The following is a 15723-nucleotide window of genomic DNA, read 5'->3' on the forward strand; positions in this document are numbered from 1 at the left end:
CTTCGGCATGCCGTACGGAGTCGACGTCACCCTCACCTGGCCCGGCGCGGCAGGTCCCGGGCCGACGTCGAGGTGGAGTGTCGTGCGGAGTCTGGAAAGATAGCCCCGACGGCAACGTCGCCCCCAGGTCAGGGCCCGCAATAAGCACACTCCCCGCACATCCAAGGAGCGGACAGATGCCCATCGCAACCCCCGAGGTCTACAACGAGATGCTCGACCGGGCGAAGGCAGGCAAGTTTGCCTACCCGGCGATCAACGTGACCTCGACCCAGACCCTGCACGCTGCCCTGCGCGGCTTCGCGGAGGCCGAGAGCGACGGCATCATCCAGATCTCCACCGGTGGTGCGGAGTTCCTGGGTGGCCAGTACAACAAGGACATGGTCACCGGCGCGGTCGCCCTGGCCGAGTTCGCCCACATCGTGGCCGCGAAGTACGACATCACCGTCGCGCTGCACACGGACCACTGCCCCAAGGACAAGCTGGACGGTTACGTACGTCCGCTCCTGGAGGTCTCCGCCGAGCGCGTGGCCCGTGGCCTGAACCCGCTGTTCCAGTCGCACATGTGGGACGGCTCCGCCGAGACCCTCGCGGACAACCTGGCCATCGGCCAGGAACTGCTCGCCAAGGCCGCCGCCGCCAAGATCATCCTTGAGGTCGAGATCACCCCGACCGGTGGCGAGGAGGACGGCGTCAGCCACGAGATCAACGACGAGCTGTACACGACCGTCGATGACGCGCTGCGCACCGCCGAGGCCCTGGGCCTGGGCGAGAAGGGCCGCTACCTGCTGGCCGCCTCCTTCGGCAACGTCCACGGCGTCTACAAGCCGGGCAACGTCGTCCTGCGTCCCGAGCTGCTCAAGGACCTGCAGGCCGGTGTCGGCGAGAAGTACGGCACGTCCTCGCCGTTCGACTTCGTCTTCCACGGCGGCTCCGGCTCCACCGCCGAGGAGATCGCCACCGCGCTGGAGAACGGCGTCGTGAAGATGAACCTCGACACCGACACCCAGTACGCCTTCACCCGCCCGGTCGTGGAGCACATGTTCCGCAACTACGACGCGGTCCTGAAGGTCGACGGCGAGGTCGGCACCAAGTCGAAGTACGACCCCCGCACCTGGGGCAAGGCCGCCGAGGCGGGCATGGCCGTGCGCGTCACCGAGGCGTGCGCGAACCTGCGCTCGACCGGCACCAAGCTCAAGTAGTGCCCGCTGGTGCCCGCTAGTCGGGCACCCGCTGGACCCGACCTACCCGAAGGGCCCGGACCGCCGTCACGTTCACGGCGGGCCGGGCCCTTCGGCGCGGGTGCGCCGTCGCGGGTGCGCGCTCGCACTCGTCAGGGGGTCATCTCGAACGGCATGGCCCGCACCTGCCCGGTACCCACGACGGCGAGGAAGACCTCCTCGTCGTCCTGCGTCCCGGTGACCCGGACGGTGGCGGGGCCGGTCCGCACGGCGTGGATCCAGAGCGGCGTGCCGAACTCCGCGTACCGCTGGTAGGTGCTGACCACTGACACCGGCATGACAGCGGGCGCCGGGGTCAGGGCCACCGCGGCCTGGCGGGCCGCCTCCAGCAGCACCATCCCCGGCAGGTGGTCGCCGGGGTGGTCGAAGAGCACCGGGTGCCGGGTGTCGTACCGCAGCTGCCAGGTGACCCCGGTGTCGGCCGGGGAGGTGGCGGCGAGCACCACGTCGAAGGGCGAGAACCGGCCGACCTGAGCGGGCTGCAGGGGCGCCGAGGGCAGCGAGGGCAGGGGGCGGCGGCCCAACTGCTCGGCCCGCAGCCGCCGGTACACGGCCGGGGAGGTCACGGTGTAGCCGACGTCGCCGGTGGCGACCACGACACCTTCGTGCCGCATGACGACCTTGTACCGCAGCGCCTGGAGGTGCTTGCCGCGCATCCGGATCTCGGAGCAGGTGACTTCGAGGTCGAGGGAGGCCGGGGTGTCCCCGATGACGAGGTTCTCGGGCACCGTGGTGTAGTCGAGTCCCCAGAGCAGGAACTGGTGGCCGAGCGGTACGCCGAAGCCCTCGTGGGCGATGTAGGAACCCACCTGGCGGATGGTCTCGCAGACCATCATCGGGTCGTAGTGCGTACCCGCGATCGGGGTGAAGAAGCTGTGTCCGCGGGGGAGCTGGGCGGTCACGTGGAACCGGTCCTCGGCCGGGCGGCACATGCCCGTGAGGAAGACCTCGGCGACGGCCGCGCGGTGCACGAGCTCTCTGGGCACGGTGCTCGTCAGCCGCTGCTCCGGCCCGTCCGGGACCGGGCAGACGCAGCCGGGCACGGCGGAGAGCCCGTCGGCCGGCACGGAGGACAACTCGCCGAGCGGCCGCGCGGTCGGGCCGCAGGGCAACTCGCCGAGCGGCACGGCGGTCGGCACGGCGGTCGGTCCGGAGGGCGGCACGGCGGACGGCGCGGCGGGGAGTGCGGCGGAGGGCGCGGGGGAGGGAGGGGTGGCGAGGTCGCCCGTCGGTTCCAGGATCGTGATCATGAAGTCCCTCTAGATCATGGCCGGAAGTCGATCGGGCTTGCCATCGCCAAGTACGTACTTCCGGGTTTGGTTGACAGCCAGAGAATTACCCGATGATCACAGGTCTTGGGGGCCAGAAGTGACACACTCCACATGGCCGGATCTAGCGGAATTGATCAATCCACGCAAGGTTTTCGCAGTTCAGTGACGCGGGAACGATCTCTTTGTCACCCTCCGTCGAATTTCGGCCGGGCAAGTGAAACCGGACAGTAGTCCGGTATCTTTTCCCGCAGCAGCAACTGAACACCTCGGAGTATTTTTTTGGGGGCCGCCCGATGTGCCCGTGGCTGTAACTGTTCGGAGCGCGCCTGCCGCCCGCAGTGCCTGCCACCCCGTGCGGCCCCCGCCGTTGGGAGACACCGATGCCCGCCCGCCACGCCGTCCGCCCGCTGGGGCACTTGCGGCTCGCCGCCGTCAACATCGACGGTGTCCTGCTCAACGACACCTTCAGCCCGGTGATCCATCAGTTCATCACCAGCCGCGGCGGCACGTACGACGCGGACGTGGAGCGCTCGGTCTTCTCGCAGACCCGCACCGTCGCCGCCCGCGCGCTCGGCGCCGCGGCGGGCGTCGACTGGTCCCCGGAGAAGGTGCTGGAGGTCTACTTCGAGGAGCGCGCGGCCCACCTGGCCCGCCATCCCCTCGCGGTGCTGCCCGGCGCCGAGCAGCTGCTGCACCGGCTGCGGGCCCTCGGTCTGCGGACCGTCTGCTACGGCGGCCTGGACAAGGACCACTTCGACACCTACCTCGGCCGCTACGCGCACCTCTTCGACGAGCCGGGCTACGTCTGCACCAACGATTTCCGGCCAGGGATCCACGAGATCGCCGTCGACACCTTCGGCTTCGACTACGACCAGGTGGTCTTCATCGACGACGTCGCCCGGGTCTCGGAGGCGGCCCGGGAGCTGCGCGTGCCGTTCATCGGCCACCCGAGCCCCTTCAAGTACGGCTTCCAGGCGGGCTTGATGCGCGAGGCGGGCGTACGGCACCTGGTCGGCTCCCTGGAGGAGATCGACGAGGAACTCCTGCGCACCCTCGACCACGAGGCCGCCGCGGACCGGGCCTGGGCCGCCTGACCGGTCCGCACCGCGCGTCCGTCCGGGCATCGGCCGGGCGGCGCGCATCCACTGTGAACGAGAACCACGAAGGTCGCGAGGACCGCGGGAACCGCGCAGGACGCGATGACCGCGAAAAGGAGAAGGCAATGGCAGGGGAGCGGATGCTCGACGGCAAGGTCGCGTTGATCACGGGCGCCAGCAGCGGCATAGGCGCCGCCGCGGCCCGCGTGTTCGCCCGTGAGGGGGCCGCCCTGGTGCTGGCCGCGCGCCGCGAGGACCGGCTCAAGGAGCTGGCCGAGGAGTTGCGCGCCCAGGGCGCGCGCGTCGAGTACGCCGTCACCGACGTCACCCGTGCGGGGGACACCGCGGCGGCGGTCGATGTCGCGGTGCGCCGGTTCGGCCGGCTGGACTGCGCCTTCAACAACGCGGGTTGGGGGGTCGGCCGGACCCCGCTGCACGAGATGGGCGACGACCTGTACGAGCAGATCATGGAAGTGAACGTGCGCGGCACGTGGAACTGCCTGCGGGACGAGATCGCCGCCATGCTGAAGACCGGTGGCGGCGCGATCGTCAACAACAGCAGTGTCGGCGGCCTGCTGGCGACCCCGGTGGCCGCCCCGTACGTCGCCGCCAAGCACGCGGTGATCGGCTTCACCAAGGCCGCCGCCGCGGAGTACGCCGCCCAGGGCATCCGGGTCAACGCGGTGGCCCCGGGCACCACCCGGACCGAGGTGGTCGAGCAGTGGTTCGCCGCCGTACCCGGGGTCGAGGCGCAGCTCCACGCGGCAACGCCGCAGCCCCGTACGGCGGAACCCGCGGAAATAGCGGAGGCGGCCGTCTGGCTGTGCAGCGGGCGTGCCTCGTTCGTCACAGGGGTGACCATGCCTGTGGACGGCGGCTTCTCGATGGTGTGAAGCTGTACTCCGAAGTACGTACCCCGGGGCATGTAATACCGGTGGAACGGGGGCATGGAGAGGGACAGAACGACTGATGAGGACTGAACGACCCCAGGTGAAGCAGGACCGCGCCGTGCGGACGCGCCAGGCGATCCTGGAAGCGGCCGCGGTGGTCTTCGAGGACCGGGGCTACGACGCCGCGAAACTGACCGACATCGTCAAGATCGCCAGAGTCACCAAGGGCGCCCTGTACTTCCACTTCGATTCGAAGGAGGACCTGGCGCAGGCGGTCATCGAAGCGCAGGTGAACATCGAACCCGCCTACACCCCGCAGGAATTCAGGGCGCAGCAGTTCGTCGACATCGGCATGATCTTCTCGCACCGGCTCCAGCACGACGTGCTGATGCGCGGCAGCGCCCGGCTCACGCTGGAGCAGAACGGCCGTTCCCTGGACCGGACGGCGCCCTACCAGGGGTGGATCGACCTGCACACCGAGCTGATGACAGAGGCGAAAACCCGTGGTGAGCTGCTCTCGCACGTGGATCCGCTGCAGCCGTCCCGCCTGATCGTGGGATCGTTCGCCGGGCTCAACGTCATGTCGCAGATCCTCGGGCTCACCCTCGACGAGGAGGTGTCGGCGCTCTACACGAGCGTGATGCCGAGCCTCGTCGTGTCGGCCGTGGCGATCCGGCTCGACACCGCACCGGGCCGTGGCGGCCGGGCGCTGCACGGCCCCCAGGGGGCCCACCTGTGCGACTGCGCGGGGCTGCGGCGGTTCCCGGGCGGCGCGGCGCCGGGCGAGTCCGACCGGGGCCCGGAGGCGGGACGCCCGGCGGCCGGACGCCCGCGGGCGGGCGGTCCCGCGGCCGAGGTCGCCTGAGCGGGCGGCCCCGGGGGGCCGCTGCGCGAGCTTCTTCCACCGGCCTTCCCCGTCGTCGTCGACGGGGAAGGCCGGTTTCTTGTGCCCGGGGTCACGCCGTTGATGCGTCCAAGCCATTCCCTTAAAAAAAACTTCCGGGTATTATTTTTTCCCACAGGGTCGGATGGACGTCGTGTCGACCGTGTCGCGTCGTGCTCTGGGGAGGGATTCATGGACATCGAGGTACTCGGCGGGCTCCGTGCCCTGGAGAACGGTGTGCCGGTGGTCCCCGTGGCGCAGCCCGCCCGGCAGGTCTTCGCCGTACTCGCCGCCTACGCCGACCAGATGGTCCCCACCAGCGTCCTCACCGCAGAGCTCTCGGAGCTCTCGGAACACGGTTCGGCGGGCGGCCCGGCGGGCGGCCCGGTGGGTGATCCCGCGGGTGAACTGGCCCGCTCGGTCCTGCTGACCTCGGTGCGCCAGATCCGTGAACTGCTCGCCGGAGCTGCCGACTCCGCCGGGCGGCGCACCCCCGAGACCGTGCTGGTCTCGCTGCCCGGCGGATTCTTACTCGACACCGGGGGCGGCCGCAGCGACCAGCACGAGTTCGCCCGCGAGACCGGTGCGGGCTACCGGGCCATGGCGCGCGGGGAGTTCGCCGTGGCCGCCCGGCGACTGCGCGGCGCGCTGCGGCTGTGGCGTGGGCCCGCCTTCGAGGGGATCCATGCGGGGCCGAGGCTGGCCGCGCGGATCGCGGACCTGGAATCGACCCGGATCTCCGCACTGAGGCAGTGGGTGGAGGCCGAGCTGACGCTGGGCCGCCACCAGGAGTTCCGGGCCGAATTGCGTGCCGTCGTGGCTGGAAAGTCTCCCGAAACATACCGAATGCTCGCGGAATCACTCGGTTCGGATCTGGGGAGCGGTCCCGGCGACATCGGCCGGGCCCTGCGCCGGGTGCTGCTGGGCGGCCCCGGGCCGCTCGTTCGAGTGGCCGCCTGAGCTGGGGTTTCCGGAGCCTGTGCCGACAGCGCGTCGGCAGGGTGCCGACGCCGGTTCGGATATTTCGTACGCCGGAGTCTTTTTCTTTTCTCTCGTCAGAGCCATCATCATTCCGATGGGTATGTTTCTCTTCAGAAAGTGTCACCATGAACCACCTCAGCGCCGCCCGTGCCCTCCGTGCCCTCCGTGTCCGCCGTGCCGTCAGTACCCGCCCGTCCGCGGGTGACACGGGATGGGGGTGACCCCACCCCCGCTGATCGTGGTCGTGCACGCGGGCAGGGCGTGTGCACGGGCCTTCGTGGCGCGCGACGGCGCCGCGGAGGCCGGTGCGCGCAGCCTGCTGGTCGCGGCGGGGGAGCTGGACGAGGCGAAGTGGGAGCTGCTGGCCGAGGCCGACGGCATCCTCTTCGGCGCGCCGCTCCCGCTGCCGGAGGCGCTCGCGCGCGGCGGCTGGCGGGGGAAGCCCGCCGCCGGTTTCGTGAGCCCCGAGGTGTCCGCGGAGGGGGGTTCCGCGGGGCGGCTGCGGGAACTGGCCGCGGCGGCCGAGACCCTGGGTATGTGCTGGATCGGGCCGGAGGCCTCGCCGGCCCGGTTCACCGGGTCCGGGTTCCGGCCGTGCTCGCGTCCGGTCCCGCGCCAGGCCTCGCGTCCGGACCTGGGCGCGTCTTCCGTTCCGGGTGCCGTCTTCCGTTTCGGGGGGGACGTGGACGCGGCCCTGGACTCGGTGCGCCGACTGGGTGCCCGCATGGCACGCAGGGCCCGGCTGGCCAGGGCGGCGACGGCTTCGCTGCCCGGCGGCGGCCTGAGTTGACACACGGCCCGGCCCGGCCGTGTGCGGCGGGCTCCGGCGCCCCACACTCGCTGGATATGGGTGCTGCCTTTATCGAAGAGCCCGGCGCCGAGGGCGCCGTACGCCGCCTCGCGGCCGAGGGCGTGACTCCGTGGCTGGAGGGCGTACCGGGCGTCGGACCGGAGCGGGTGCGGGAGTTCGCGGAGCGCCTCGGGGTGGTGAACCTGCTGTACGGGGGCCCGCGCCGGGCGGCCGTCATCGGCCCGGTGTGCGACGTACTGCTCCCGCTGGGCGGCCTGGTGGCGGCGACACCGCCGGGCGGCGCGAGCCCGTACGACGCGGCGCGGGCGCTGGTGTCGGCGGTGGCCCGGCCCAATCTGATCGTCGTACTGCCCGCCTCGGGGGAGGGGTTGGCGGCCGGTACGCGACTGCTCGGCGAGGGCATCGGGGTCACCTTCGGCCCGATGACGGGCCCCAGGACGTACGAGGGGGTCCTGGGAGCCTGGCTGGGCGGTCTGGAGCGAGCCCGGGAGCGCGGCCTTGACCTGGCGGCGCTCCCGGTGTTCGCCTCGCTGTGCGTGCGCGACCTGGGCCCGCTGGCCGTACCGACGGCGCGGCTGCTGTACGAGCGGTACGACCGGACGCTCGGCGGACCGCGCTGGCGGGACCTGGCCGCGGCGGGCGCCCGCCCGCACCGGCTGATGTGGACGGCCCTCGGCGACCGCGCCGAGGCCCTGCCGGGACTGATCGGCTGGGGCACGGCGGCGGCCCTGACCCTGCGCGCCCTGCAGGGCCTGCCGACGCTGCGCGGTGACACCCTGAGCCCGGCGCCGCGCTGACCTGTAGTCACCCGCGCCCGCCCTGACCAGGGGCATCTCACTTGACCACGATCACGGCGGAACCTAGGTTCGGACGGCTTGATTCGTACCGCTAACGTCGGGGGACGGGAGAACGGGCGCATGAAACCAGCTGCTGTACCAGCGGGGCACGCCACCGGGGCCGAGGACACGGTGTCGGTACTCGCCGTGCTGGAGATGCTGGCCGGGGGCGCGCCCTCGGCCGACTTCGACGCGCTCCTGAGCGCGGGGCCGGGGGGCCGGGCGGGGCCCGCCCTGACCCGCGCCGTGGCCCTGGCCCACGTCATCCGTGGCCGCGCCGGACCCGGCGCCGTCTCACGACACCCCCACCCCACCCGGGCCCCCGGGGCGGAACCGGGCGCCGCCGGGCCCGCGGGAACGGCCCTCGTACGGGCGCGGGCAACGACCGCGGCACGGGCTGGGGCACCAGCCCATGACGCGGCCCCGGTCATGGCCGCGCACGCGTCCGACGGGCAGGCCGCCTTCGCCGCGGTCGTCGACACCGCGCACGACCTGACCTCCGCCTACGACCTCGACACCCTGCTCCGCGTGATCACGCGGCGCTGCCGCAGGCTGCTCGGGCTCGACCTGGTGTGCCTCGCCTTCACCCGGGCCGACGGGAGTGCGTACCCGCACCTCTCCGACGGCGGCGGCGCCGGTTACGACGCCGGGCTCCGGCTCGGTCCCGGCGAGGGCCTCGGCGCGCTCGTCCGCGAACGCCGCGCCCCCGTGTGGAGCGCGGACTACCTGAACGACGCCGCCTTCACGCACTCTCCCGGCGTGGACACCGTGATCCGCGCCGAGGGCGTGCGCGGGGTCGTCGCCGTCCCGCTCCGGCACAGCGACGGCATCCTCGGCGTGCTCTACGGCGCCGACCGGCGGGCGCGTTCCTTCACCGCCGCCGAGGTCGCCACCCTGGCGTCGCTGGCCGACCTGGCCGCCGTCGCCATCGAGAGGGCCCGGCTGCTGGAGCGGGCCCGCGCCGAGGCGTCCGAGCTGGAACGGTTCGGGTCCGCCGCCGACGCGACCCTGACCCGGGTGCGGTACCTGTGGGACTGCCACGGCCGCCTGGCCCGCCTCGTGCTGGACGGCGCGGGCCTGGACACCCTCGCCCGGACCACCGGGGACGCCCTGGACGGCGTACTCCAGATCCGCGACCCCGGCGGGCGCCCGCTGACCAGTGCCCGCGGGCCCGCCGGGCTGGACGAGGCCGCCGTCACCCGGGGCGCCCTGCACGCCTGTACCGCGCGCCGCCCGGTCCGGCTGCCCGGCGAGGTGTGGGTGGCCCCCGTCACCGCGGGCGCCGAGGACCTCGGGTTCCTGGTGCTGCACGCCGCCGAGCCCCTCACCGAGGAGGACGTTCGGCTGCTGGAGCTGGCGGCCCTGTCAGTGGCCTCCCTCATCCTGATCCAGCGGGGCACGGCCGCCGCCGAGGGCCCCGTGCACGACGAGCTGCTCCAGGAACTGCTGGACCGCCCGCACCACTCCTCCGACCCGCACCTGTGCGAACGCACCCGGCGCCTGGGCATCGACCTCGACGTGCCGCACGTGGTGGTCGTGGTCCGGCCGGAGGGCGGGGAGCTGGGCCGCGCCGTGGCCTGGGCGAGTTCGTACGCCTACCGGCTCGGCGGCCTCAAGGGCGTGCGGCGCGGCAGCATCGTGCTGCTGCTGCCCGGCGACGACCCCTCCGAGGCGGCCCGCCAGGTCTCGGCCGAGGTCACCCCGCTGCTCGGGCACCCGGTCTCCACGGGCGCGGCGGGCCCGGCGAAGGGCGCCGCCGCCGTGGCCGGTGTGTACGAGGAGGCCGCGCGCTGCCTGGACGCGCTGACCGCCCTCGACGGGGTCGGGGGCACCGCCTCCCTGCGCGAACTCGGCTTCCTGGGCCTGCTGCTGTCGGCGGACCACGACGTGGACGCCTTCATCGGCCAGGCCATCGGCCCGGTCCTGGAGTACGACGCGGCCCGCTTCACCGAGCTGACCCGCACCCTGGAGGCGTACTTCGAGTCGGGCGGCAGCCCCACGCACGCCGCCGAGGCCCTGCACGTCCACACCAACACGGTGTCGCGGCGGCTGGAGCGGATCGCCGAACTCCTCGGCGAGGGCTGGCAGAAGCCCGCCCAGGCGCTGGAGATCCAGATGGCGCTGCGGCTGCGCCGCACCCGCGAGGTCCTCGTCCGCACCCGGCCCCGGACGTAGGCCCCCGACGAAGGCCGCCGTGCGTGCGGGTCGCCGGGCCCTCAGCGCAGCCGGAGCGCCCCCGGAACCTGCCCTTCCGTGATCTCGGTCAGCCAGTCGAAGACCGTCGGCCCCTCCCCGCGCCGCGCGGCCGCCAGTTCGGTGGCGACCCGCTCGCGGTGCGTGGGGTGGCAGCGGCCCAGCCGCAGTTCGAGCTGCCGGGCCGTCTCGGCGTGCCCGAGCCGCTCCCGGGACAGCTCGTGGTCGTACCAGTCGATGCGGAAGTCGCCGTCGTCCGGCGTGCCGAAGCCGCCGCCCAGGCAGTCGTTGAAGGCGTCGAGATTGCCGCCGAAGTACCCGCCCGGGCCGCCCACCGCCTCGCCGATCTCCCGCCAGAAGTCCTCCAGCGTGTGGATCCGCCGCCCGTCCAGCGCGTACACCGCCGCGTCCAGCGCGGCCCGGGCGGCCTCCGCGAACCCATCGGCGTTGTCCAGCATCACGTTGTGCCCGCAGGCCGGGAGCGCCACGACGGACACCCCGGCCGCCTCCAGCTCCGCCGCCCCCGCGAGCGCGCCGTCCTCGGCCGGGTACAGGAAGGTGCGCGGGATCCGCAGCCCCACCAGCAACTCCCGCATCGTGGGCGTGGTCCCGGCCGCGAGGTGGACGGCGCTGCGGTGCAGGGCCGTCCGCCCGGCCAGCCGCATCGTGGACCACCAGTCCGGCCCGACGCGGTCGCGCACCTCGGCCCAGCCGCCCGCCAGGAAGTCCTCCTCCGAGTAGGAGGCGAGCCCGCTGCTCCCGGCCGGGACCGGCGCGCCCGGCGCGGGCGCCTCGATCGGGTCGAGGTTCGCGTCGACGAGGACCAGCCGGGAGACCAGCTCCGGATGGCGGTGGGCCAGCACGATCGCCACCGCGCCCCCCATGCTGTGCGCGATCAGTTCGGCCCCCCGGGCCCCCGCGGCGACGAGGGCGGCGGCCACCGCGTCGGCGTGCGCCTCCAGGGAGTACGGGAAGTCCTCGGGCCGGTCGCTGTGCCCGTGCCCCAGCAGGTCCAGCAGCAGCGAGCGCCGCCCGGCCAGCAGGGGGTGCGTGGCGCTCGCCGCGAAGTAGGCGGGCGAGGTGGCCCCGAGCCCGTGCAGGTACACGCGGGCCGGTTCCACCCCGGCCAGCTCGACCCACCGGATCCGGTCACCCGCCGCGGTGACGGCAGCGCTCAGCACCATGAACCCCCGTTGCTCTCGCGATCTGTGCGGCAGACCCCCTGCCCGTCCGTCAGACGGACGGACAGACGGACCCTAGCCTTTAGACGAGCTCCCGCCCGACCGGCATCCCGGTCTCGGAGAGGCAGCGCGCCGCGTGCGCCACCGACGCCATCGTCACGTGCCGGTGCCAGCCCGGCAGTGAGCGCCCCGCGAAGTCCCGCAGCCCGACCTCCTGCACGCTGCGCGCCGCGCTCGCCGACACCCGCCGCGCCTGCTTCGTCATCCGCAGCAGCACCGCCGGGGTCACCGGCACGGGGCGGGCCAGGTCCGTCACCCACAGCTGCGTGGGCGCGCTGCGCGCGTCGGTCCACTCGCCGAGCAGGGTCAGGTGGCGCCGCCGCGCGGGCGAGGGGTCCGGCATCATCACGCGCACCGCGGCCACCAGCGAGGTCCGCCGCTGCCCCGGGTACAGCGGGTCGGCCCATTCGACCGGGGTCCGCAGCGCCCGTACGTTCTGCAGCACGTCCCGCGCGGTCAGCGTGCCCGCGCCGTGCCCGGGCAGCGCCGGGTCGGTCACCAGCAGCCGGGTGGCGGGGGAGATCCGGGCCAGCACCGGCAGCTTCGCGTCGGCGAAACGGTTCATCGTGGAGCGGGTCCCGATCCCCGGGATGTCCAGCAGCACCGGCCGGTGCGGCACCCCGACCTGCCGTACGGCGTCCAGCACCCCGGTGACCGCGCACTCCTCGTACGTCTCCCCGGGCCGCTCGCCCGCGCCCGCGCCCGCGGCCGTGGCGCCCGCGTCGTCCGGGTGACCGGAGTGCTCCGGGTGGTCGGCGTGCTCGTCCTCCGGCAGGTACAGCCGCCACCCCACCGGGGTGACCACCTCGGCCGAGGTGAACCAGATCCCGAAGGCCTGCTGGCCCCGGAACATCTGCCCCCGGGTCGGGTCGTACTGCCGCCCGACCCCGACCGAGTGCTCCCCGCCCTTGGGGATCGCCATCGGCTGGGCCACCCACGCGCTGAGCGGGGAGGACTGCTCCAGGTACTGCGACAGCGCGGTCCGGATCGGCTGCCAGTCCCAGGTGGAACCGGCGATGAAGTGGTGCAGGCTCTGCTCGGCGGCGGCCCCGCCGACCTGCTGGGCGATGTTGCGGATCGACTTGCGGCCCGGGGTGGCGAGCAGCCCGCGTACGTACTGCAGGCCCTTCTCCCGCTGGTCCCGGCGCCGCATCGAGCCGAAGACCGCCTCGCAGAGGTCCGCGGCCGCCTCGTGGACCGCCTCGTGGGCGGTTCCGTGCGCGGCCTCGTACGCGGCTCCGCCGGGCTGCTCGCGCCCGCCGGGACCGAACCGGCTCCGCGGCCGGCTCTGGACATGACTCCTGTGGATGGTGGTGGTCGTCACGGTCTTCCCCCTAAGTCGACTGTCGACGTACCTCCCACGGTCCGGTGCGGCGCCCCGCGCGGGGGAGGTGGGCCGGGCACACACCTGGCCGCCGGGGTGGTGGGCCCCCCACCACCGGCCCGCGAGTACCGCAGACTGGGGCCATGTCGATTCACGAGAACCTGCTCGGCGGCCCTGCCCCGACCCACCTGCCCGACGACCCCGAGCCGCGCGAGGCCCTCGCGGCGGGCACCGACCCGGCCGAGGTGGCCGCGAAGTACCCGACCTCCTCACTCGCCTGGGCGCGCCTGGCGGACGACGCGTTCGAGGCGGGGCAGCCCGTCGCGTCGTACGCCTACGCCCGTACCGGCTACCACCGCGGCCTGGACTCCCTGCGCCGCTCCGGCTGGAAGGGCCACGGCCCGGTGCCGTGGGAGCACGAGCCGAACCGCGGCTTCCTGCGCGCCCTGCACGCCCTCGCGCGCGCCGCGCACGCGATCGGTGAGGACGCGGAGTACGAGCGCTGCGCGACCTTCCTGCGCGACTCGTCGGCGACGGCTGCCGACACCCTGGGCTGAGCCGCCTCCGTCCCGCGTGAGGTCCACGGGAACCGCCGGGGCGGGAGTGACGGTCGTCACTCTCCACTGGCGGGCCCCGTGGGGCCCCGGTTTATGATGCGAGCAGGGGACCGGAGCTCCACTCACCCAGCAGGAAGGGGCGGACCGCTACCCGGAAGTTCATATCGAGGAGACAGCGATGTCGGAATCCCTTGATGCCTCCGGAGTGGGCGGTTCGGAAACCCCGAACCTCGACTTCGCGGGCACGACCCCCTACGAGGACTACGTCCAGGCGGACGTCCTCACCCACCTCCAGCACCTGCGCTCCGACGACCCGGGCGAGATGGTCTTCCTGGTCACCACCCAGGTCATGGAGCTGTGGTTCACGGTCATCGTGCACGAGTGGGAGACGGCGGCCCGCGCCCTGCGCGAGGACGACGTACCCGTCGCGATGGATGCGCTGAAACGTTCACTCCGCGAGCTGGAAGCCCTCAACGCCTCCTGGCGGCCCCTCGCACAGCTCACCCCGGGCCAGTTCAACGCCTATCGCGGCGCGCTCGGCGAGGGCTCCGGCTTCCAGTCCGCGATGTACCGCCGGATGGAGTTCCTCCTCGGCGAGAAGTCCGCGTCGATGCTGGTCCCGCACCGCGGCGCGCCGCGCGTCCACGCCGAGCTGGAGAAGGCCCTGGCCGAGCCCAGCCTCTACGACGAGGTGCTGCGCCTGCTCTCCCGGCGCGGCCTGCGGATCCCGGCGTCGGTCCTCGGCCGCGACCTGACCCTGCGCTACGAGCCCTCCGCGGCGGTGGAGGAGGTCTGGACCGAGCTGTACGCCGCCCCGGACACGCACACCGACCTGCACCGCCTCGGCGAGGTCCTGACGGACGTCGCGGAACTGGTCTGGCGCTGGCGCAACGACCACCTGGTCGCCACCCGCCGCGCGATGGGCGCGAAGACGGGCACGGGCGGCTCGGCCGGCGTGACCTGGCTGGAGAAGCGCGCGACGAAGAACGTCTTCCCGGAACTCTGGACGGCCCGCAGCCATGTCTGAGACGCATCCGGCCCCGCCGGCGTTCGAGGCGCGCGGGTTCGGGGGCGGCGCCCCCGACAACGGCGCCGCACCGGACCTCTCCGCGCGGGCGGCCGCGCTGGACGCGGCCGACGACCTGGCCGAGCTCCGCGCGAGGTTCACCCTCCCCGAGGGCCTCGTCTACCTGGACGGAAACAGCCTCGGCGCCCTCCCGGCGACCGTCGCCGCCACGACGGCGGACGTCGTGACCCGCCAGTGGGGCGAACAGCTCATCCGCTCCTGGTCCGACGGCACCTGGTGGACCGCCCCCGAGCGGATCGGCGACCGGATCGCCCCCCTCATCGGCGCGGCCCCCGGCCAGACCGTCGTGGGCGACTCGACCAGCGTCAACCTCTTCAAGGCCCTGGTCGGCGCCGCCCGCCTCGCCGCCCCCGGCCGCACGAAGCTGCTCGTGGACGCCGCCACCTTCCCCACCGACGGCTACATCGCCGCCTCCGCCGCCCGGATGACCGGCCTGACCCTCGTCCCGGTGGACATCCCGGCGGACATTCCGGCGGACCCCGCCGACGCCGCCGGGGTGTTCGGCCCGGACACCGCCGTGGTCCTCCTCAACCACGTCGACTACCGCACCGGCCGCCTGCACGACCTCCCGGCCCTCACGGCGGCGGCCCGTGCGGCGGGCGCGGTCATCATCTGGGACCTGTGCCACAGCGCGGGCGCCCTCCCGGTGGACCTCGACGCGCACGGCGTCGACCTCGCCGTCGGCTGTACGTACAAGTACCTGAACGGCGGCCCGGGTTCCCCCGCGTTCCTCTACATCGCCGCCCGCCACCAGCGGGACTTCGACTCCCCGCTGCCCGGCTGGAACGGCCACGCGGAGCCCTTCGCGATGACCCCGGGCTACACCCCGGCCGAGGGCGCGGTCCGCGGCCGGGTCGGCACCCCGGACATCCTGTCCATGCTGGCCCTGGAGGCGGCGCTGGACGCGTGGGACGGCGTGACGGTCGAGTCCGTCCGCGCCAAGTCCCTCGCGCTGACCGACTTCTTCCTCGAATGCGTGGCGGCGTACGTGCCCGCGGGCGTGGTGGAGCCGGTCACTCCGGCCCCGCACGCGGAGCGCGGCAGCCAGGTCTCGCTGCGCACCGAGAACGCCTCCGCCGTGATGGGCGAGCTGATCGCGCGGGGGGTCGTGGGCGACTTCCGCGCCCCCGACGTGCTGCGCTTCGGCTTCACCCCGCTGTACGTCCGTTTCACCGATGTGGAGCGGGCCGCGCGGACGCTGGGTCACATCTTCGGGTGATGTAGGGGCGAAACGTCACGGCAAGGGGGCGGGCGGGGCTGCGGCCGTGCCCGCCCCCTCGCATGCGCCCCCGTACGCCCGGGGTGGCACGGAAC

General features: G+C 73.4%; 14 protein-coding genes and 2 pseudogenes. 12 read left to right on the top strand and 4 right to left on the bottom strand.

What is annotated here, in order from left to right; all coding sequences use genetic code 11:
- Both QMF80_RS38350 and fbaA read left to right on the top strand, forming a co-directional pair.
- A pseudogene (locus tag QMF80_RS38350) lies at nt 1-85 on the top strand (aldose 1-epimerase); the annotation flags it as partial.
- 91 nt (nt 86-176) lie between these two features.
- Nucleotides 177-1199: a class II fructose-bisphosphate aldolase gene (fbaA, locus tag QMF80_RS17195; RefSeq protein WP_283454165.1), complete on the top strand. Its 1023-nt coding sequence runs from the start codon at nt 177-179 to the stop codon at nt 1197-1199.
- A gap of 131 nt (nt 1200-1330) precedes the next feature.
- Here fbaA and QMF80_RS17200 read toward each other — a convergent pair whose 3' ends face one another.
- The gene (locus tag QMF80_RS17200; RefSeq protein ID WP_283454166.1) at nt 1331-2488 is read right to left on the bottom strand and encodes a ScbA/BarX family gamma-butyrolactone biosynthesis protein; all 1158 of its coding nucleotides are present in this window, start codon (nt 2486-2488) and stop codon (nt 1331-1333) included.
- A 401-nt stretch (nt 2489-2889) separates the two neighbouring features.
- On the opposite strand from QMF80_RS17200, the gene QMF80_RS17205 reads away from it, so the two are divergent.
- From QMF80_RS17205 to QMF80_RS17235, 7 genes are all read left to right on the top strand, one after another.
- On the top strand, nt 2890-3603 hold the full coding sequence (locus tag QMF80_RS17205) for an HAD family hydrolase (protein WP_283454168.1): 714 nt from the start codon (nt 2890-2892) through the stop codon (nt 3601-3603).
- A gap of 128 nt (nt 3604-3731) precedes the next feature.
- On the top strand, nt 3732-4499 hold the full coding sequence (locus QMF80_RS17210; RefSeq protein WP_283454170.1) for a glucose 1-dehydrogenase: 768 nt from the start codon (nt 3732-3734) through the stop codon (nt 4497-4499).
- A gap of 76 nt (nt 4500-4575) precedes the next feature.
- Nucleotides 4576-5361, top strand: a complete 786-nt coding sequence (locus tag QMF80_RS17215; protein ID WP_283454172.1) for a ScbR family autoregulator-binding transcription factor — start codon at nt 4576-4578, stop codon at nt 5359-5361.
- Nucleotides 5362-5571: 210 nt separating this feature from the next.
- A complete protein-coding gene (locus QMF80_RS17220) occupies nt 5572-6339 on the top strand; it encodes an AfsR/SARP family transcriptional regulator (protein WP_283454174.1) in 768 nt (255 codons plus the stop codon).
- 238 nt (nt 6340-6577) lie between these two features.
- Entirely contained in the window at nt 6578-7150 is a 573-nt protein-coding gene (locus QMF80_RS17225) for a flavodoxin family protein (RefSeq protein ID WP_283454175.1), read from the top strand.
- Between the two features lie 56 nt (nt 7151-7206).
- Nucleotides 7207-7968 carry a beta/alpha barrel domain-containing protein gene (locus QMF80_RS17230; RefSeq protein WP_283454177.1) on the top strand — a complete coding sequence of 254 codons (762 nt, stop codon included), beginning with the start codon at nt 7207-7209 and terminating at the stop codon, nt 7966-7968.
- A 120-nt stretch (nt 7969-8088) separates the two neighbouring features.
- Nucleotides 8089-10182 (top strand): helix-turn-helix domain-containing protein, encoded by a 2094-nt coding sequence (locus tag QMF80_RS17235; RefSeq protein WP_283454179.1) that lies wholly within the window; start codon nt 8089-8091, stop codon nt 10180-10182.
- A 41-nt stretch (nt 10183-10223) separates the two neighbouring features.
- Here the strand turns inward: QMF80_RS17235 and QMF80_RS17240 are convergent, their stop codons facing one another.
- The 3 genes and pseudogenes from QMF80_RS17240 to QMF80_RS17250 form a co-directional block, all read right to left on the bottom strand.
- Nucleotides 10224-10601 (bottom strand): barstar family protein, encoded by a 378-nt coding sequence (locus QMF80_RS17240; RefSeq protein ID WP_283454252.1) that lies wholly within the window; start codon nt 10599-10601, stop codon nt 10224-10226.
- A 9-nt stretch (nt 10602-10610) separates the two neighbouring features.
- Nucleotides 10611-11381 (bottom strand): annotated as a pseudogene (locus QMF80_RS17245) (alpha/beta fold hydrolase); the annotation flags it as partial.
- An 82-nt stretch (nt 11382-11463) separates the two neighbouring features.
- Nucleotides 11464-12750 (bottom strand): IS701 family transposase, encoded by a 1287-nt coding sequence (locus tag QMF80_RS17250; protein ID WP_502962868.1) that lies wholly within the window; start codon nt 12748-12750, stop codon nt 11464-11466.
- A gap of 158 nt (nt 12751-12908) precedes the next feature.
- On the opposite strand from QMF80_RS17250, the gene QMF80_RS17255 reads away from it, so the two are divergent.
- From QMF80_RS17255 to kynU, 3 genes are all read left to right on the top strand, one after another.
- Nucleotides 12909-13322, top strand: a complete 414-nt coding sequence (locus QMF80_RS17255) for a DUF3151 domain-containing protein (RefSeq protein WP_283454183.1) — start codon at nt 12909-12911, stop codon at nt 13320-13322.
- 178 nt (nt 13323-13500) lie between these two features.
- Nucleotides 13501-14349: a tryptophan 2,3-dioxygenase family protein gene (locus tag QMF80_RS17260; protein ID WP_283454185.1), complete on the top strand. Its 849-nt coding sequence runs from the start codon at nt 13501-13503 to the stop codon at nt 14347-14349.
- Nucleotides 14342-15628, top strand: a complete 1287-nt coding sequence (gene kynU, locus QMF80_RS17265; RefSeq protein ID WP_283454187.1) for a kynureninase — start codon at nt 14342-14344, stop codon at nt 15626-15628. The genes QMF80_RS17260 and kynU overlap by 8 nt, the downstream gene beginning before the upstream one ends.
- The last annotated feature ends 95 nt before the right edge of the window (nt 15629-15723 follow it).

Source organism: Streptomyces sp. G-G2, from assembly GCF_030063135.1.
Classification (GTDB): domain Bacteria; phylum Actinomycetota; class Actinomycetes; order Streptomycetales; family Streptomycetaceae; genus Streptomyces.